Annotated in this window: 18 protein-coding genes; 9 read left to right on the plus strand and 9 right to left on the minus strand. The window is 40.1% G+C overall.

Features of this window, described 5'->3' with window-relative positions:
- Window positions 1-30: 30 nt before the first annotated feature.
- The 4 genes from CLI64_RS28660 (at window position 31) to CLI64_RS28675 (ending at window position 4,290) form a co-directional block, all read left to right on the plus strand.
- Window positions 31-1,206 carry a sigma-70 family RNA polymerase sigma factor gene (locus CLI64_RS28660; protein WP_103140376.1) on the plus strand — a complete coding sequence of 392 codons (1,176 nt, stop codon included), beginning with the start codon at window positions 31-33 and terminating at the stop codon, window positions 1,204-1,206.
- Window positions 1,207-1,367: 161 nt separating this feature from the next.
- Entirely contained in the window at window positions 1,368-2,534 is a 1,167-nt protein-coding gene (locus CLI64_RS28665; protein ID WP_103140377.1) for a DUF1822 family protein, read from the plus strand.
- 71 nt (window positions 2,535-2,605) lie between these two features.
- Complete coding sequence (locus CLI64_RS28670) at window positions 2,606-3,073, plus strand: DUF4870 domain-containing protein (protein WP_103140378.1); 468 nt, start codon at window positions 2,606-2,608, stop codon at window positions 3,071-3,073.
- 101 nt (window positions 3,074-3,174) lie between these two features.
- The gene (locus CLI64_RS28675) at window positions 3,175-4,290 is read left to right on the plus strand and encodes a Gfo/Idh/MocA family protein (protein WP_103140379.1); all 1,116 of its coding nucleotides are present in this window, start codon (window positions 3,175-3,177) and stop codon (window positions 4,288-4,290) included.
- On the opposite strand, the gene CLI64_RS28680 is transcribed toward CLI64_RS28675, so the two are convergent.
- The 3 genes from CLI64_RS28680 to CLI64_RS28690 form a co-directional block, all read right to left on the minus strand.
- The gene (locus CLI64_RS28680) at window positions 4,287-4,943 is read right to left on the minus strand and encodes an NIL domain-containing protein (RefSeq protein ID WP_103140380.1); all 657 of its coding nucleotides are present in this window, start codon (window positions 4,941-4,943) and stop codon (window positions 4,287-4,289) included. The genes CLI64_RS28675 and CLI64_RS28680 overlap by 4 nt on opposite strands.
- A gap of 34 nt (window positions 4,944-4,977) precedes the next feature.
- Window positions 4,978-5,220, minus strand: a complete 243-nt coding sequence (locus tag CLI64_RS28685) for a hypothetical protein (protein WP_103140381.1) — start codon at window positions 5,218-5,220, stop codon at window positions 4,978-4,980.
- 374 nt (window positions 5,221-5,594) lie between these two features.
- On the minus strand, window positions 5,595-6,569 hold the full coding sequence (locus tag CLI64_RS28690) for a carbohydrate kinase (RefSeq protein ID WP_103140382.1): 975 nt from the start codon (window positions 6,567-6,569) through the stop codon (window positions 5,595-5,597).
- 359 nt (window positions 6,570-6,928) lie between these two features.
- Between CLI64_RS28690 and CLI64_RS28695 the strand changes: the two genes are divergently transcribed.
- From CLI64_RS28695 to crtW, 5 genes are all read left to right on the plus strand, one after another.
- Window positions 6,929-7,192: a LuxR C-terminal-related transcriptional regulator gene (locus CLI64_RS28695; protein WP_103140383.1), complete on the plus strand. Its 264-nt coding sequence runs from the start codon at window positions 6,929-6,931 to the stop codon at window positions 7,190-7,192.
- Between the two features lie 485 nt (window positions 7,193-7,677).
- Window positions 7,678-8,331 (plus strand): DUF6391 domain-containing protein, encoded by a 654-nt coding sequence (locus CLI64_RS28700; protein WP_103140384.1) that lies wholly within the window; start codon window positions 7,678-7,680, stop codon window positions 8,329-8,331.
- 87 nt (window positions 8,332-8,418) lie between these two features.
- Entirely contained in the window at window positions 8,419-9,420 is a 1,002-nt protein-coding gene (locus CLI64_RS28705) for a glycosyltransferase (protein WP_103140385.1), read from the plus strand.
- A gap of 411 nt (window positions 9,421-9,831) precedes the next feature.
- Window positions 9,832-12,081 carry a carotenoid oxygenase family protein gene (locus CLI64_RS32105; RefSeq protein WP_192881630.1) on the plus strand — a complete coding sequence of 750 codons (2,250 nt, stop codon included), beginning with the start codon at window positions 9,832-9,834 and terminating at the stop codon, window positions 12,079-12,081.
- 164 nt (window positions 12,082-12,245) lie between these two features.
- Window positions 12,246-12,977: a beta-carotene ketolase CrtW gene (gene crtW / locus CLI64_RS28715; RefSeq protein WP_225977451.1), complete on the plus strand. Its 732-nt coding sequence runs from the start codon at window positions 12,246-12,248 to the stop codon at window positions 12,975-12,977.
- Between the two features lie 204 nt (window positions 12,978-13,181).
- On the opposite strand, the gene CLI64_RS28720 is transcribed toward crtW, so the two are convergent.
- From CLI64_RS28720 to CLI64_RS28745, 6 genes are all read right to left on the minus strand, one after another.
- The gene (locus CLI64_RS28720; protein ID WP_103140387.1) at window positions 13,182-13,601 is read right to left on the minus strand and encodes a heavy metal-responsive transcriptional regulator; all 420 of its coding nucleotides are present in this window, start codon (window positions 13,599-13,601) and stop codon (window positions 13,182-13,184) included.
- A gap of 90 nt (window positions 13,602-13,691) precedes the next feature.
- Window positions 13,692-14,045, minus strand: a complete 354-nt coding sequence (locus CLI64_RS28725) for a hypothetical protein (protein WP_192881631.1) — start codon at window positions 14,043-14,045, stop codon at window positions 13,692-13,694.
- Window positions 14,046-14,122: 77 nt separating this feature from the next.
- A complete protein-coding gene (locus CLI64_RS28730; RefSeq protein WP_103140388.1) occupies window positions 14,123-16,459 on the minus strand; it encodes a heavy metal translocating P-type ATPase in 2,337 nt (778 codons plus the stop codon).
- Window positions 16,460-16,931: 472 nt separating this feature from the next.
- Window positions 16,932-18,299 carry an NAD(P)/FAD-dependent oxidoreductase gene (locus CLI64_RS28735; RefSeq protein ID WP_103140389.1) on the minus strand — a complete coding sequence of 456 codons (1,368 nt, stop codon included), beginning with the start codon at window positions 18,297-18,299 and terminating at the stop codon, window positions 16,932-16,934.
- A 31-nt stretch (window positions 18,300-18,330) separates the two neighbouring features.
- The gene (locus tag CLI64_RS28740) at window positions 18,331-18,570 is read right to left on the minus strand and encodes a hypothetical protein (RefSeq protein WP_103140390.1); all 240 of its coding nucleotides are present in this window, start codon (window positions 18,568-18,570) and stop codon (window positions 18,331-18,333) included.
- Between the two features lie 36 nt (window positions 18,571-18,606).
- The gene (locus CLI64_RS28745; RefSeq protein WP_103140391.1) at window positions 18,607-19,275 is read right to left on the minus strand and encodes a heme-copper oxidase subunit III; all 669 of its coding nucleotides are present in this window, start codon (window positions 19,273-19,275) and stop codon (window positions 18,607-18,609) included.
- Window positions 19,276-19,308: the final 33 nt, after the last annotated feature.

Below are 19,308 nucleotides of genomic sequence, written 5' to 3' on the forward strand. Positions count from 1 at the left end.
TTGTCCTATTAGGTCGGCCTCTAGTTTCTTATGCAACCTCGGCAAAGCATTATTGAAATTTTTTCAACTTTTGTGCAGTTTGATGCCGATCGCTTCAGTCGGTGGGCGGCGGAATCACGCTTGCGTCGCAGCATCCAAAGTTGTCTTGAGCAAACTCCCAAGGAAACTTCGGAATATTTTTGGGCGTTGTATTGGTATAAATTTTGGCAAGTACCAGAAACTCAACCTTTAGCCAAGCAACATCTGACGGCTTATCTGCAAGAACCTTGTTATTGGACTTCCCAAAAAACCGCCGCCAGTTTTACCAGTACACAGTACAAACTTTCTGACTGTTTTCAGGTGGCGATCGCCCAAGTTGATCGAGTCCTCAAAGGCTTTAATCCCAGTCAATCCAGCACTCTGAAAAACTACGCCAGTATTATTTTCGGGAGTGCAATTCGGGAAACACTCCGCCAACGTCAGGAAGTTGATATCTGCACTGATTGGGGTCTGTTACGTAAAATCAGCCAAAAGCGGTTAGAAGAATCTTTGCAAAATGCTGGATTATCTCTAAGCAAAATTCGCGGTTACATCCAGGCTTGGAATTGCTTCAAAACTCTGTATGTTCCGACAAAAGCGGCGAATTCCCGCCAATTATCCCGCCCAGATGATGCCACCTGGAAAGCGATCGCTCAAGCCTACAATGCCCAAAATACACCGTCAGTCAGCCCCAAAACCGTAGAAGAGTGGTTATTGTATGCGGCTAAAGCGGCACGCAAGTATCTTTATCCCACTCCCGATTCATTAAATGCTACTAAGGGCGGTGATGATTCCTCGGAGATTTTAGATAATCTTCCTGGTACAGAACAACCATCTTTAATGCAAGAAATTATTGCCCAAGAAGAAGAGCAGGCAAGGAATTCACAAACAACAGAAGTTAAGCAAGCATTAATTAAAGCAGTATCTCAATTAGATTCTCAATTGCAAGAAATTTTACTTTTATACTACGGACAAAAAGCCAACCAGGATGCGATCGCGCAACAATTAGACATCAAACAGTACACTGTTTCACGACGACTGAGTAAAGCCAAGGAGAATTTATTGCGATCGCTAGCCAGTTGGAGTCAAGATACACTGCATATTTCTTTAACACCAGACATACTCAAGAGTATGAGTACATTAATAGAAGACTGGTTACAGAATTACTACAATGTCTCGCCACCCTAAACCATGCTAAAACTGTCGCAAATTCATTATTAAGATTTATAGATTTTTACCTCGGTTTGCAAAGGGGTGAATCATTCAAAATCTTCTTAATGAATAAATTTTGAATTTTGAATTTTGAATTTTGAATTTTGAATTTTGAATTGACCCCCGGAGTATGTACCATGACTGCTAACCCCACCATCTTCACCTTTGCTGACTCAACGGGCTTGATTTTAGAAATCCCTAATTATCGCCAAAATCTTGCTAGTCAGTCTTTTTCACATCCTAGTGCTTGGTATCAAGCTGATTTAAATGAAAATTGCTTGAGTGCAGTCTTGCCTTGGTTGCAAGAAGATTTTACACGCCAAGCAAAGGTATGGCCTTCTACCAATTCTCTAGCCAGCATTTGGGAACTGGTAAATGGAACTGCCGTAAGTGTAGACGTATCCAGATTTATCTTAGTTCCCAGTGAGACTATTGATTTAAGCGAATTACGTGTACCTCAAGAGTGGGTAGATTTACCAAGTTGGGTGGGGGATTATTATTTAGCAGTGCAAGTAGATGCAGATGCGGGTTATGTGCGGGTGTGGGGTTACTGTACCCATGCACAATTGAAAACTCAGGGGAAATATGATCCCAGCGATCGCACTTATACTTTAGATGCGAGTGACTTAACAACTGACATGAGTGTATTATCTGTGGAATTACAATTTTGTTCCCAGACAGCTACACGCACTCAACTAGCAAACTTGCCCAGTCTTCCCGTCACCCAAGCCCAAAACTTAATTACCCGCTTGGGAAATCCCGAAATCATCACCCCCCGGTTAGCCGTCCCTTTTGAATTGTGGGGGGGACTAATAGAACATAGCGGATGGCGAACCAACCTCTATGAACGCCGCATCGGCTTGCCAGAACAGCATTCAGTGCTGCAATGGTTGCAAGCTGGCGTTTCCCAGACAGCCGAGGCGATGGGTTGGGGGAGATTGAACTTACAATTAAGTGCGGCTGGGGCGCGGAGTGTGGAAGGAGTACAGCCAGGAATCACATTATCTCGCAGATTAGCGATCGCAGGACAAACCTACGAACTCTCAATTTCCCCCCAAGGCGAACCAGAAGCACCATCTTGGCGGTTCGAGTTACGCAACGCCACAGTTGGCGCAGTCATCCCCGGCGGCTTTAAACTCCGACTCCTCACCGAAGACTTACAACCATTCCCCAACAATGAAGATATAGCTACAACCGCCGTCGAGCAACTTTTTGTAGAAGTCGCCCTCGAAGCTGGCGAAGGTATAGTTTGGGAAGTCGAACCACTTCCAGAAAATTATGACCGAGAAATTTTAAAATTCTAAGCTGTTGGGGGGCTTTTTTTATTGATAATGTGGATAAACATCATTTCTCTATCCACATGAGATTACGAGCTATGGGAGAAAAACACAACCAACAAATGCGGATCTGGGCTATGTTGTGTCATCTCTCAGCATTGTTAGCTTGGATACTATTATTTGGTTTAATTTTAATCGGTATTCCTTTATTTTTACCATTGAACATCGCCGCCCCTTTAATGATTTGGCGACTGAGAAAAATTAAATATCCTTGGGTAGACTTTCAAGGTAGAGAATCATTAAATTTTCAAATTACCTTAACGTTTTATATTGTCGTTGTCATCATGATTTCTCTGTTGCTAGTGCTGGCTAGTTGTGGTATAGCAGTAACTACTAACGGTGCAATTAATCAAGTAGACACAGTTTTAGACAGCTTATTATTTATTTGGATGACCTTTATTATTGCCCTATTTTTAATCCAATTATTCCTAGTCACATTTGCCGCCACCAAAGCATACAACGGCGAACATTACCGCTATCCCTGCACCATGAGAATCTTAAGGTAAATTCCTTTTCCTCCTCCTTTGTCCCTTTGCGTCTTTGCGCCTTTGCGTGAGATAATCATACTTCTATGATACTCAGCATAAATTTCTAACTAGTAGAATTCATGGAACTAAAAAATAAAATAGGTGTAGCAATTGTTGGGACAGGATTCGGTCAAAAAGTCCACATCCCTGCATTTCAAGCCCATCATCGCACAGAAATAACTGCGATTTATCACCGCGATATTAATAAAGCCCAAACCATCGCCGCAGCAAATAACATCCCCCAAGCCTGCGACACACTTACAGATATTCTCGCTTTACCAAAAGTCCAAGCAGTCAGCATTTCCACACCACCATTTCTGCACTACGAAATGGCAAAACAAGTATTACAAGCAGGCAAACATTTACTACTAGAAAAACCAGTAACTTTAAACGTCACCGAAGCTAAAGAACTATATCAATTAGCCCAACAAAAAAATCTCATCGCCACAGTAGATTTTGAATTTCGTTTTGTTCCCGCATGGCAATTTTTTGCAGAATTATTAACATCAGGTTACGTTGGCAACCCACGCTTAATTAAAATTGATTGGTTGGGTTCTTCCCGTGCTGACACTTCCCGCCCTTGGAATTGGTATTCGTCTCAAGAAAAAGGTGGCGGTGCGTTGGGTTCTTTGGGTTCTCATGCGTTTGATTATATCTATTGGCTATTTGGTGCAGTCAAAAGATTAAACGCCCATTTAACTACAGCCATTCCCGCACGGGTTGAACCTGCGACTGGGGAATTAAAACCTGTAGAAACCGATGATACCTGTCTCATCTCCTTAGAATTAGCTAATGGCACACCCTGTCAAGTTGCGATTAGCGCAGTGGTTCATGCTTCCCGTACTCATTGGGTAGAAGTATATGGCGATCGCGGTACTCTAGTTATAGGCAGTGATAACCAAAAAGATTACATACATGGGTTTAAAGTTTGGGGTTCTCAGGCAGGTAAACCCCTAGAAGAAATCGAAATTCCCCAAAGATTTTTATTTCCCCAAAACTACGCTGATGGACGCATTTGTGCATTTTTGAGAGTAGTTAATCAGTGGGTACAAGGAATTGATACTCAACAGCAAACAATTCCATCGTTAAAAGAAGGTGTGTACTCACAATTATTAATGGATTTATCCCATCAATCTCATCAGAATTCAACTTGGGTAGATGTGCCAAGTTTAGACGAAACTATTAGTTATATCTAAATCCAAATAATATCTCCATGTAGAGAAGAAGCGTCTAACCACAGAGGTAAATTCAGTTCTTTCAAATAATTAAAGCAGGCAAACAGTTGTTGTGGTTTACCCCATAAATCTAAATCAAACCAACCATCATTTTGCTGATTAGCTGATAGTGATGCCGCAATAATGTTGACAGTGATGCTGAAGCGAGAAACTAATTCAAAAATCACTGGTGTCTGATAATAATCCTTCAAAATACAGAGTTGTAACCGCAGACGGTGAGATTGTCCAATATAATCTCCATAACTTTGGTAAACAGGAGTACCTGTAGTCATGATAGATGGCGGAGACTGTTGTTGATTAATCTGAGATGGTGAGTCAGGAAACTCTTGATAACTCAACTTATGTTGTACATTACCAGCAATACCCAGTTCGATTAAATCGACTCCCAAATTTTGTAAATACAGCAGACTATTACAAATCTTTTCGGAATTTCCTTGCAGTTCTAAGTCAAACCAACCGTAATTTTCATCTGCTGCCAACATTGCTGCTTTAATATTCACAGTCACACCATAGCGTGATATTAACCGCGAAATTATCGGTTGTTGTCGATAATGTTGGGGTATCCGAATCCGGCTATCTACAGGGGTGGTTGGGGATGATTTATGACTGAACATAGAAATATTCAATATAAATATGTGTTTTTAGTTCTTATTTAATGTTTAAAACTTGTCGAGCAATTTTGAGTTTTTTCCAAAGCGATTTGATTTGTTGATAAGCATCATCCAAAGATATTTTTCCCCCAGTTTGTAAACTACATATATAGTTGACTCTTTGAGAAAAATCTTGCAATTGATGGTTAAAACTTATGTATTCGGGGCTAATCTGCCCATAATAAGGACTACGATTGTATAAAAATTCATTTAGTTCGTTGTCCGAAGATTTTTGTTTCATAAATATACACTCTCCCCATGATGAACGAGTGAAGTTGGTAATAAATTAGTAGATGGATATATATACCCATCTACTACTAGTAATAATTAGGAGACAACCGCACAGGAATACTTCAATGTCAAATACAAAGAAATTAAATTACAGTAATTTGATTGACTTGCCGTAGATTAAGCTTACTCTCAGAGTATTGCATATATAAGTAAGTAAATCAATACCTTAAACAAAAAAATACTGTAAGTCCATACACTTACAGTATTTGTAGATCATGAGTGAACAATCAACTAATTTTGGATTTTAGATTTTTCTTGGAGCTTGTACCCAAAAAATTCAAAATCCAAAATCCAAAATCCAAAATCTAAAATTCGGAGGGTTAACTATTTCTTATCCTTAAGAAAAGATTCGACTTCAGCCGGAGTAGGTTGAGAAGCGATCGCGCCTGGTTTGGTAGTAGTTAATGCACCCACTGCACTGGCGTAAGTAATAATACTTTTGACGGTATCAGCATCACCAAGGCTATGGATACCTTTTTGACTGAGTTGATGGATAAATCCGGCTAAAAAGCTATCACCTGCGCCAGTAGTATCAGCCACAGGAACGTCAAAAGCAGGTAATTTACCTTCATTTTCACCCAAGCAATAGGCGCAACCATGCTCACCGTCTGTCACTAATACCCCTTCAATTGAGCCTAGACGGTAAGTGATTGCACCAGGGTCAGCAGTATCAAATAGCCATTCTGCCTCTTCCTTGGAGAGTTTTAGGAAATCGACGCGTTTAAATGTATCGTTGATTTTTTGGCGTGCGATATTTTCATCTTGCCAAAAGACTGGCCGCCAATTCACATCTAGCACAATCTTTAAATCATACTGTTCAGCCAGAGCTAAAGCGCGATTGATGGCTTTTTCACTTTCAGGATAGGCTAATTCCAAAGTACCTAAAACCAGAAACTCTGCATCTCGGAACAGTGACTCTGGTAATTGCTTGGCTTGTAAGCGTGTGTCAGCGAATTCTGAAGTGTCATATTTACCAAAGCCAGCAAAAGTGCGATCGCCAGTTAAACTTCTCACCACATAAACTTGGCGTGTTGGCGCACTAGGATGACGCTGTATACCCGTTGTATCTACGCCTACTTCTTGTAATAGCTGTACTAGTGCATTACCTGGTTCGTCTTCTCCCACACAACCCACAAATCCAGTAGGAGTTCCCAACTTCACCAAAGCACAGGCCACATTCGCTGGCGCGCCACCAGGGTAAGGAGTCCATGATTGCACTTCTTCCAGCGTTAGCCCTAACTGATCAGCTAAACAATCAAATAAAATTTCACCAAGGCACAAAACACGGGGACTACTCATCTCAATCTTAGCCTTACAAAAGGACTGCAATCTCATTCTAGATTTTTGCCGTGTTCTTGCTAAAAGGGATTGGGGATAAAGGCAAAAGGCAAAAGAAACGAAGAATATGTATAATAAAAAACCTTATGTTAGTTAAGCTACGTATTTACTGACAAGGGTAATGCAGTATTTTTAATTAAAAAAGTAGTGCTATTTAATATAAGTGCTGTAGAATTGGCGAAATTATCGTCAAACTCAAAAAGGAAAAAAATATTGTCAATCGTATTGCAGCTAACACTTGAAATGCCTACAGCCAAAAGAATCTTCTAGAATTAAGAAGAGTGATTAAGTACATATACCAAGGGAGGATAGAAAAACTCATGGCTGGTGGCGAGTCTCAGACCCCTGTTAGTCTGTCAGACAGAGAACTGCAAATTATCGACTTAGTGGCCGCTGGCTTAACTAACCAAGAAATTGCAGCGAAACTGGAAATTAGCAAGCGCACAGTTGATAACCATATCAGCAACATTCTCGACAAAACCCGAACTGAAAACCGAGTGGCTCTCGTTCGCTGGGCTTTACAGTGGGGTAAAGTCTGCTTGAATGATGTCAATTGTTGTCCTCTACCAACCCCAGACGAATAAACCGATTGCAGACGCTCTCAAGTGCATCTAGCATGGCAATTAATTTCGTCTGGCTACAGCAAGGCTGATTTTGACTACTTATTGTTTTCTCCTCACGCAATATTTTGTGAATCTCTAGCGCAAGTCTCACACAAGTCAAAATCTAGCAGAAGGTAAAACTTGGCTGTTTAGTTATTGTGGGTGGCTATTTTCCCCCGTTGGTACAGTTTTGTAACTAACTGTACTAACGGGTAATTTTGGCATATCAAAATTTATTAGGGGTGTAAGGGTTTAGGGGTGTAAGGGTTTAGGGGTGTGGGGGTTTAGGGGAAGAAAAAGAGTTTCTTCTATAATTTCGCTGCTGTGTAGTCGCGTGAGTGGGAGGGTTGGAATTGTCAAAAGATATTGAGACAATCATCAACAAAATTTAGCAACAATCCTTTGCCTCAGACGCTACATTGGTAAGAAATCTATATTGCTCCATCATTATGGGGAGCGGTGTTTTTATGAATACTTCTGCTTCTTCTGTTGGTAGTTCGTCTCCCTTTGATTTTTTGAGTTTTGATTTTGCAACCCCTCAACCCAGACAAGATGCTGATTTACTTCAGCAGCTATCTTTTGTCCCTGGGTTGAAAGAGATTTTAATGCTGCGTCAAGTCCATGCGTTAGAACACGCTACGGTTTGGGTGTTAAGCGAAGTCAAAAATACTCATTCTCCTACCGGTAGACCAAGCAAGATTCAACTTGATGACGAGTTATTGGGTGGGTTATCTACAGACCAAGGGTTTTATCTCTATGGTGAAGTGAATATCAGTGATTTGCGTCGCGCAGTAACTCTGGCTCTTCACCGTCTGACTCACGGTGAATGGGATTTGGCTGTACATCCCCGTTGCGGGACAAATTTGTCGGTAGCGATGTTATTGACTGCTAGCCTAGCGGTGGGTGTAAATTTGATGTTACCATTCCGACCGATAGAGCAATTGATAGGGTTAGGCTTGGCAGCAACTACAGCCTCAGAACTGGCTCCTGATTTGGGTGCGATCGCTCAAAAATATCTTACCACTGCTATTCCCTTTAACTTAGCTGTAGAAAATATTACAATCTCCCGTGATATGTGGGGTCGTCAAGGTCATTTTGTCAAAGTAAACTGGCGAGAGTAGGGAAAAGGTAAAAGGGAAAAGGTAAAAGGTAAAAGGCAAAAGATAGAAAGTAAAAGATAGAAGGTAACGGAAGATTGAATTAGTGTAATGCGAAAACTTTACTTTTTAGTTCCTGGAACTGGGGGCAAATTTGCTTGTGGTGGGTTGTGGGCGGAGTTGAAAGCGTTTAAACTGGCTCAACAAGTCTGTATTGCTGAAGTGGTGACTTATCGCCAACGAGAACCAGATAAACCCTTTTTAGATGACTTACTACAAGAGCCAAATTTAGATAACGCCATTTTTGTGATTAGCTGGGGATTTGATATCGCTCAATTAGCAAAGAAACTCCAGCAACACAATGTTGTTTATCATGCCCATAGTGCAGGTTATAAATTTAGTTTACCTGCTAGTATCCCGATTATTACTGTCAGCCGGAATACCCTGGGATACTGGGGACAAAAAGCACCTAATTCTCTCATTTATTACTTACCAAATGAAATTAGTTATGAATTTAAAAACTTGCACTTAGAACGAGATATTGATGTTTTAGTGCAAGCTAGAAAATCTTCAGAATATTTACTCAAACAACTGATTCCGGCTTTACAACAAAAATGTCAAGTCCAGGTAGTTGATTCCTATGTAGAAGATTTGCCAGAATTATTTAATCGGGCTAAAGTTTATCTTTACGATTCGGCGGAATACTGGGCGCAACAGAATGTTAGTGAAGGTTTTGGTTTGCAACCAATGGAAGCAATGGCTTGTGGTTGTCAAGTTTTTTCTAGTATTAATGGTGGACTTTCAGATTATTTAGACCCTGGATTTAATTGCTATAAAATAGCTGGATATTCCCAAGAATATGATGTTGATAGAATTTTAAAAGTGATAAATTCTGCTATATCACCTAAATTATCCGAAGAATTTTTTGCTGAATATCGACCAGAAAATATTATTAAGCGTTGGCAAGTAATTCTTGAGGAATTAAACGCATTTTTTGACCACAAAAAAAATTATCCTGGTAATATTCCCAGTTTAACTAGAGGGCGTTTATTGAATCTATCTATCCAGAGAATTAAAAATAAATTTCGCAAAAAGTATTTTCAGGGTTTATAAATATCACTGTACCAATACTTGCTTGAAGGCTGCTCGGCTGGTGATGTTTATTCATTTATCAGTCGATGTTTAGGTTCTCACACTAAACTCGACTTTATCCATGTTTTAGGGATGCGATCGCACTTTCCCTAAAGCCATATTTTATAGCAGTTTTATTCACGCCATTTTATATAGAAATAAATTATAAATTCATTTGAATCATATTTGAATATTTAATAATAGATAATTAAATATCTTAACTGTCTTAACTGACTTAAATGTTATTGTCCCTACATTAAATTACTGATATACACTAAATCACTGAAAAATTTTTCGCAATCATTTTTGTAAAATTATTTCGTTTATCTGGGATAAGCTATTTTCTAAATTTTTGCGAAGTAGTGTTTCATAATTTCAGCAGGGAAATAGTCAATGTCATATAAAATTACTGGCAAGGTGTACGAGGCTGAAACCGGTTTAGGAATGCCCAATCTACTTATTCAAGCTTTTGATAAGGACTTACTTAAGGATGATAATTTAGGGGAGACAATAACAGATAGCCAGGGCAAATTTGAAATAAATTACACTGAAAAAGACTTCAAAGAATTATTTGAAGGTGAACCAGATGTATATATTGTGATCAAAACAGGCGATCGCATCAATACTTTATATAACGGCGAAAAAAATGTTCGTCATGGAGCCAAGCGTCATGAAAACTTTGAAATAGGGATTCCTAAATCAGCTTTGATTAACCAAATTAAAGATGATCAACAATTGTTAAAAGTTCTCTTTGGTGTGGCTTGGTTAGATGGAGTTCTCGAACCAGGAGAAAAACTATATTTACAGCAAGTAGCACATCAAAAAGGACTAGCAGATGATCCAGAAATCCAAACTTTATTAGCAGGGAAACCAGTCGAGCCACAGGAAGCTTACGCCTACTTACAAGCATATTTAGGTACTAATCCTAGTGATGAAGATTATGATGAACTATGTCAATCACTAGAAATACTAGTTGCTCTTGATTCTGTAGTCGAAGGTATTGAAACAGAATTTTTAGCAAGCATACCCAAAAGAGAAGCTCGTCAAATCGCTCTCAAGCAACGCCTAGCAAGTGCTTTTCTCGACCCTCAATTCATGGCGAAAGTGGCTACACCAAAACTTAAAACCAGCCAAGCAGTACAGAAAAAAGGCTTTTTATCAGAAATACCTTTCAACGTTATCAATAAGTTAGTTGACACAATTGAACCTCCAGAAATGAGAGGATTACAAACTACTTTATCTAGGTCATTTTTACAAGATAACTTTGCTCCAGTCCAAGAGGAAATTACCGCCGATAATTTACCAGTAATTGGTCAAATTCCCCAAGAATTATCAGGTCTATTTTTACGTATTTCGCCTAATCCTCAATTTTTCCCTGTTGGGCTGTATCACTGGTTTGATGGTGATGGGATGTTACATGGGGTAAATATCAAAAATGGTCAAGCTAGTTATCGTAATCGCTACGTTCAGACTGAGACGCTGAAAATTGAAAAAAAAGAAGGGAAAGCAATCTGGCCAGGTTTACTGAATATCCCCAGGTTTGACTCTCCCTATGGAATTATGATGAAAAATTCTGCCAATACATCTGTAATTTGGCACGCTGGTAAACTCTTGACATTGTTTGAAGCAGGATTACCCCATCAGATTCGAGTTCCAGATTTAGAAACCGTTGGTACTTATACTTTTAAAGATAAACTCACCTGTTCTTTTACAGCGCATCCTAAAGTAGATCCCGTCACGGGAGAAATGATATTTTTCGGCTGTTCTTACATAACTCCACCTTACCTCTACTACGGTGTAGTCACAGCAGAAGGTGAAATTAATCGCATTGAGGCGATAGATTTACCAAATCCCATCATGATGCACGACTTTGCCATCACTGAACATTACTCAGTATTCCTAGATTTGCCCTTCCTCTTCCAAATCGGAAAAGTGATGAAAGGCGAAATTCCTCTACTTTTTGATAGGAACAAAAAAAGTCGTATTGGGATTATTCCACGTCATGGCAACAATAAATCTATACGCTGGTTTGAGATCCCAACTTGTATGGTTTATCATACTGCTAATGCCTACGAAGAAGGAGATGAGATAGTTCTGCTAGGCTTGCGGATGCCTTCTACTAATTTGTTAATCCCTAGTGACTCTACAGAACTGGGACAGAGTTCTGATTGTGAAATAGCAAAAATGTGTCGTTGGCGGATTAACCTCAAAACGGGAGTTGTCACCGAAAAATTGCTTGATGATCAAATTACAGAATTTCCCCGCATCAATGATAATTTCATGGGGCGTAAAATGCGTTATATTTACGCCGGACAAGCGGCAATTTATGCTGGTAGACCCCTGTTTGATTGTGTGAGAAAATATGATTTAGAAAAAGATACAGCTGAAAGCTATTTCTTTGGTAGAGGGCGTTTTGGCGGTGAATGTGTATTTGCGCCTCGTCCTGGAGCGACTGTTGAAGATGATGGTTGGGTGATTACTTATATTCACGATACGATTACCAACAAGTCAGAATTACTAATTCTCAATGCACAAAACATCAACTCGGAGCCTGTAGCAAGAATTATGCTACCTCAGCGTGTACCCTATGGTTTCCACTGTGGCTGGGTTTCTGAGGAACAAATGGCAAGTCAGAAAATTTGATGTAACTTAGAGGATGTTCCATCTCATCACCTGCTTTCCACCCCTGTAAAAGAGGGGGAAAGCAGGTGCATTTGATATTACTATGAGTCTCCCATTGTTTTTTGTACTCAATGTTAGACCTGAATCCTGACATTAAATTTAATAGAATATCTCCACTAACGCGAATGACAAACTTTGATATAAATACCCCAATAACGGATACTAATAACGGAATTTTTATTGCTTGCCTTATTTTAGGATTGTGGTCAACAAGTCTAGTTATATTATTGTCTTTAGATATTGCTAAAACTCAAATTCTATTAATCGCTCTAGCTGTGGTTTGGCAGACATTTTTATATACAGGATTATTCATTACTGCCCATGATGCCATGCACGGTGTAGTTTTTCCTCAAAATCCCAAAGTCAACAATTGGATAGGTAGAATATGCGTGCTATTTTACGCCTTATTTTCTTATCAAGAGCTATTAAGAAAACATGGCTTACATCACCGCTATTCTAGCACTGAAGATGACCCTGATTTTTATGAAAATCAATATCAAAACTTTTTTGCTTGGTATTTTAACTTTGTAAAATCCTACTGGAGTTGGCAACAACATCTAGGATTGATATGTGCATATATTGTTCCTAGATACATTTTTGATATAGCTGATGCTAATTTAATTATATTTTGGGTAATACCATCTATTTTTAGTTCGATACAGTTATTTTATTTCGGCACATTCCTACCCCACAGAAGGCTTGAGGAAGGATATACCAGTGTACATCAGACAAGAAGTATCCCATTACCTACTTTTTGGTCATTTATAGCTTGTTACCATTTTGGCTATCACAAAGAACATCATGAACATCCGAATGTTCCTTGGTGGAGATTACCGGATGTCTACAAAGGAAATTAGTATAATTTCTAAGCAGTAATCCTTAACTCACAGGAATCCAATTTGATGTAGAGAAAAATCTAATACCAATTCCCTATAAAGTTGAGCCGAATAAATGATCTAGAGACGTTTTATACAACGTCTCTACAGTACAGAATAAAGTGTATCTATGGCTATGGCAAGCTACATCAAAAAACGGTATAACGAACACAAAAGTTATGGAAATCAAGATGATTCACTTTCAATAATTGGACATATAGCGGAAGGATCATGATCAGACTTGATTTCCCAACCAGAGAGTAATCCTGATAATTCTTGTCTCAAAATCAGCAATTGCTGAATTTGCTCATCAATAGCTTTTACCTTATCTTCTAATTTTACTTTTATATGGTCGCAAGGTAATTGCCCACTATCATAAACATCTAAGAATTCTTTAATTTCTGACAAACTTAACCCTAAGCTTTGAGCGCGTTTAATGAAGTGCAATCTCTCCAAAACGTCAGCGTTAAATAATCTAAATCCACCTTCCGTTCTGCCTGATGATTTGAGTAGACCCAGTTCTTCATAGTAGCGGATGGTTTTAATGGGTACACCGCTTTCCTTGGCAACTACACCAATTTGTTTGGCTTCTGCTTGGGCTAACATACTGATCTAAACTCTCAGCAAGATGATGATTACTGACTTTATACTAGACTCTCCATTAAACTGGAGAGTCAAGCATCAAAAGAATTGCGTTCAAATGTCAGTCTGACCGGTTTTCCTGCTTGTAATAAAATTTCGATTTGGTTCATATCCTTCATCACGGATGATGCTTACTTCCTGAATCTTCCCATCTGTGGTAACTGGTTGGTGTGACTTGGGTTTACTCAGCAAAAACCACCAAATTTCTAAGCTTATTAATCCCAATCCGCCGAGGGTAACGGCTAATTTGTTCCCTAATGGTTGTTCAAGACGTTGAAATTGATTGGTTTGGACTGTTGTAGATGAGTGTGTCGAATGTTGTGTTTGGGCGATCGCTTCTTGTGATGTCATGCCCCATAAAATCCCCAAACTGGCTATACTACCGATGAGTGTTGTTTTGTTGACCATTGCGAAATCTCCTGTGCATTAGGGGTGTAAGGGTTTAAGGGTGTAGGGGTGTAAGGGTATTGCTCAAAAGTGCTGATTTAGCTGTGAATCCCTTTAGCTTGGAAGTTACGTAAACGCAGCGCATTCGTTACTACAGAAACAGAACTAAAAGCCATTGCTGCACCGGCGATGATGGGATTGAGCAACCATCCCCAGATCGGGAAAAGAATACCGGCGGCGATGGGAATACCGACAATGTTGTAGATAAAGGCAAAAAAGAGATTTTGGCGAATATTGCCAATGGTGGCGCGACTGAGTTGAATAGCTGTAACTATACCTTGTAAATCGCCCGAAATTAAAGTGATATCGCTTGCTGCGATCGCCACATCTGTACCAGTCCCAATGGCAATTCCTACATCAGCTTGAGCTAGTGCGGGTGCATCGTTAATCCCATCCCCCACCATCGCAACAATTTTGGATTTTGGATTTTGGATTTTGGATTGAAGAGAAAATCTACTCTTTTGTAGCTTTGCACCTCCACTTCCTTGCTTTTGGACTTGCAAAGATTGAATTACCACCGCCTTCTGATCAGGACGAACTTCTGCTAAAACTTTGGTAATACCAACTTCACGAGCAATACTTTCGGCGGTGCGGCGGTTATCACCTGTGAGCATGACAACCTCTAAACCGAGTTTTTGCAATGCTTTTACCGCTTGGCTGGAAGTAGGTTTAATGGCATCAGCAATCCCCATCAAGGCTTTAATTTCACCGTCCACTGCTAACCACACGGCGGTTTTCCCCAGATACTCTAAGCGTTCTTTGTCTGATTGCAAAGTTTGAGTGTCAATACCCAATTCTGACATCCAGCGTTGTGTACCAATCTGCACCAGACGGTTAGTAACAATACCTTGCACACCACTACCGGCGATCGCTTCAAAATCTTTCACATCTGCTAAAGTAACTTCTTGAGATTCGGCATATCTGACAACTGCATCTGCTAACGGGTGTTCTGAATTGCGTTCTACTGAGGCTGCTAGTTGTATCAGTGCGATTTCGTTACTATTAGCCGTACCGTCAACAGTGAGGAAATCTGTAACTGTTGGTTTACCTTGAGTAATTGTGCCGGTTTTGTCTAAAACAATAGTTTGAATTTGGTGCGCTAATTCCAGACTTTCAGCCCCTTTAATTAAAATACCGTTTTCTGCGCCTTTACCTGTTCCTACCATGACTGAGGTTGGTGTGGCTAAACCTAAAGCACAGGGACAAGCGATAATTAACACCCCGACTGTGGTAATCAATGCCAAGGAGACATTGCCCATCGTGTTGTACCAAATCATAAAGGTAAGAATAGCGATCGCCAAAACCACCGGCACAAACAAGCCCGTAACCTGGTCTGCTAATCTTTGAATGGGAGCTTTCGAGCCTTGAGCCTGCTGCACTAGTTGCACAATCTGCGCTAGTAGGGTGTCTTTCCCAACTCTGGTGGCGCGAAACCTGAAACTTCCCGTTTTGTTGATGGTTGCACCGATGACTTCATCCCCTGGTTGCTTTTTCACAGGAATACTTTCCCCAGTCACCATCGCTTCATCTACTGTGGATGTTCCTTCCACTACTTCCCCATCAACGGGAATTTTCTCCCCAGGACGCACCAAAACTACATCCCCAATTTCTACTTCCTCAATCGGTACATCAATTTCTCGTCCGTTGCGAATTAATCTTGCGGTTTTCGCTTGTAACCCTATTAGCTTGCGAATCGCTTCTGAGGTTTGACCTTTGGCACGATTTTCCAATAGTCGTCCTAACAAAATCAAGGTTATGACAACTACAGCAGTTTCATAATATACATCTGGCATTAATCCTTGAGCGATGAAAAAGCCTGGAAACAAGGTAGCAAATAGGGAATAAAAATATGCTGCACTCGTACCTAATGCTATCAAAGTGTCCATTGTAGCAGTATGATTTTTGCCAGCTTTCCACGTATTGATGTAAAAGGAATAACCACACCAGAACTGTACAGGAGTGGTGAGGACTAATTGCAGCCACGGGTTATGCAACCATGAGGGAATCAAGGGCAGATTTAAGCCTGTCATCATTGGTAGTGAGCCAATAACTAAAACCGCACTAATAATCCCCCCTACCGTCAACTTTCGCTGCAAATCACGGGATTCTTGCTGACGATATCTTTTTTCTTCATCATCCTCTCCTGTCATCAGATTTTGTTCTTGCAGGAGAGAGGCAGAATAACCTGCTGCATCCACTGCCTTGAGGATGGTGATTAAATCGGTTTTTCTAGAGTCATAATCCACTATTGCCTGTTCTGCCGCAAAATTCACACTACACTCATTTACACCAGGGACAGAATTTATGGCAGCTTCAATATTGTTAGCACAGGCAGCGCAACCCATCCCACGCAGTTTTAGTCTGACCTTTTCCATATGCAGACTCCAATTTTCTCATCAGATTCAAGACTGATTTCATCTTGAATCCTCCAGTTCACTGGAGTGTCAAGGGGGGAGAGAAAATTGGCAGGGGGCAGAGAGAGGGCAGGGGGCAGGGGTGCAGGGAGCAGGGGGAGCAGAATCCAATGATGACATTTGCTCTGATTAAGGACTTCCAGAAAATAAACTATCCAAATTTACGCCTGATGTGAATTAGAAAAACCTTAGATATCCAAAAAATAGCCGATGCTGGGAGCTAATGAGACTCGGTAGGGGCGGATTAATCAAATATCATGAACAATTAACGATGATTTTGGTGAACCCGCCCCTACAAATGTTTACGGAATTACCCGATTTTAATTCATATTAGACGTAATTTATCTTCTCCAAAACAACTGTCTTTCCCCCTGCCCCCTGCACCCTGCCCCCCTGCCTTAATATGCAAATTAAAAGTACAACAGCTTACTACCTATTTCTCTTTATCTTCATCGCCCAACCTCTTTAATAATTTCCTTGCCACTAAAATTCCTACAACTCCTGCACCAGCTAATTCCACTGCTTGCACCACTTTTTTACCAACATCGCCAGGCGCAAGATGATGATGAAAAATTTCTTCATCTAGCCATTCAGTTGCAGCTTTAAAGTCATGAATGGGAGTTGGTAGTAGCGTTAAATATGTACCTTGACGGATTAAATGTGCGGGTTCGCCTGTGACTTCAAAAAGATTGAATAGATTGGCAGCAGCATCATTTACCCCTAATTTCAAGAGAGTCCCCCGAATATTTACTTTAGCTGGTTGGGGGTCATCTCCGAGAGCGATCGCTTTTAAGTTGCGTGCAATATTCGCCCCCTGTTGATAAGCAACTTGGGCTGTCGGTGGTAGGGAAGTATTCTGAACGGCTGCACAGTCACCACCAGCAAATACTTCTGGAAAATCGAGCAACTGCATCGTGGGAGTTACTAGCAAACGACCATGATGATCCCGATGTTCTGGCGGAATCTGTAAATCTTGAATTAAGGGATGGGTAGAAGTGCCAGCAGTCCAAATTGTAGTGGCTGTTGGTACAGTTTTAACTACATCAGTGTGTTTATATTCAATAGCATGAGGGTAAACAGCAGTGGCTTCTGCTCCCCTAAGTATTTCAATTTTTACAGCCCGTTTTTGTAATTCCTGTTCAGCAATTTGTCGCAGTAAATCATTGATATCACCCTCAAGAATTTCCTGCCCATGATTGAGGAGAATCACACGAATTTCTGTGGTGTTACCTCCTAAAGCCGCATACCAGTTGGGGAGAAAATCAGCTAAAGTTGCAGCCATTTCTATACCGCTAGGGCCGCCACCTACTACGACTACTGTTAATAGTTTTTGACGTTGTTCTCTATCTTCTGTTTGCAACGCTGTATGTAAACAGCGACGTAAATGCTTGTCAAGTGCGATCGCATCTGCTTGTGTCCAGAAAGGAAAAGCATTTTCCTTCGCACCTGTAACGTGATGATAACCAGTAACACTACCTAAAGCTAATACTAAATTGCTGTATTGGTAGGAATTTTCCGAAACTAATTTTACTTGCCTTTGATGTAGGTCTATTGACTTTACTGTATCTTGAACAAAAATTACACCACTACCTTGAAGTAATTCCGCAAACTTCGGTACTACTTGAAAACTATCCATTTCACCATCAAAATATTCATAAAGTAATGGCTTAAAACAAAAACGCTCATTTTGATCAATTAAGATTACAGAACGGGGATAGGATTCATGAGCCAAATGTAATGCTGTGAATAATCCGGTAAAACCACCACCGACAATCACAGTTTGATAAACTGGGCTGTTCATAAAAATTATCTTGTTACTGTTGACTGTTGATCTAAATAAATAAAAATAAAGCAATCAGAATAGCACTTAAAACAAAAGCAAAAACAATAGCATATTCAACTCTGCGGCTTAAAAAGCCTACAGCCGCAATTAAGGCGATCGCTAGCCCCAAAATACCGATGTACTGCTCTTTTTGTAACCCACGCGCAATCAATTTATCTTGATTTATGCCTGGTGCTGGGGTTTCTGTAATTGCCCGTCTATCTGGTAATTCCTGCACGAATAAATTCATCATCTTACTCCTAAAATTATTTTTATTTGTAAAGATTTAATCCCGCCATAGATAGAGAATTGAGAATAAAAAGACCCAAACTATATCCACAAAATGCCAAAATAAAGTTGCGGCACTGACACCAAAATAACCTTGATGATAATTACCAGGAAAAAAAGAACGAACCAGCATAGTAACCATGAAAATTACACCAGCCAGAACGTGCAGACTGTGGAAACCTGTTAGTAAATAGAATGTAGAACCTACTAATCCTGTGCTGAGTCCAAAATCTAGTTTGCTCCACTCAATACCTTGACCAATTAAGAAATAACTGCCCATGCCAATTGTCAGCAACCAAAGCCAACGGAATTGATTCAATCTGCTATGTTGGAGAGCATTTTCTGCTGATTGCACAATCAAACTACTAGAAAGTAAAACCACTGTATTGATCAGCACTAGCGTAGATAATTGCGGCCCTGAGATTCCAGGTGGTAGCCAATGTTGTGAGTGGGTTAATCGCAAAGCAACATAAGTGAAAATAAAACTCAAAAAAATGATACTTTCTGACAGGAGAAATACAATAAATCCAAAAATAGCCTTACCATGATGGTCTTCAGCATTACCACCACCACTAGGTAAAAACCGCTTCAGCCAAGAAGGTAAATATTTTCGCCACCGTTCAAAACGGATAGGACTTTCATCTATATAAATAGTGCGCCGATTCATAATTTTAATTGCGAACTGCGAACTGCGAACTGC

This window comes from Nostoc sp. CENA543, assembly GCF_002896875.1.
GTDB lineage: Bacteria > Cyanobacteriota > Cyanobacteriia > Cyanobacteriales > Nostocaceae > Trichormus.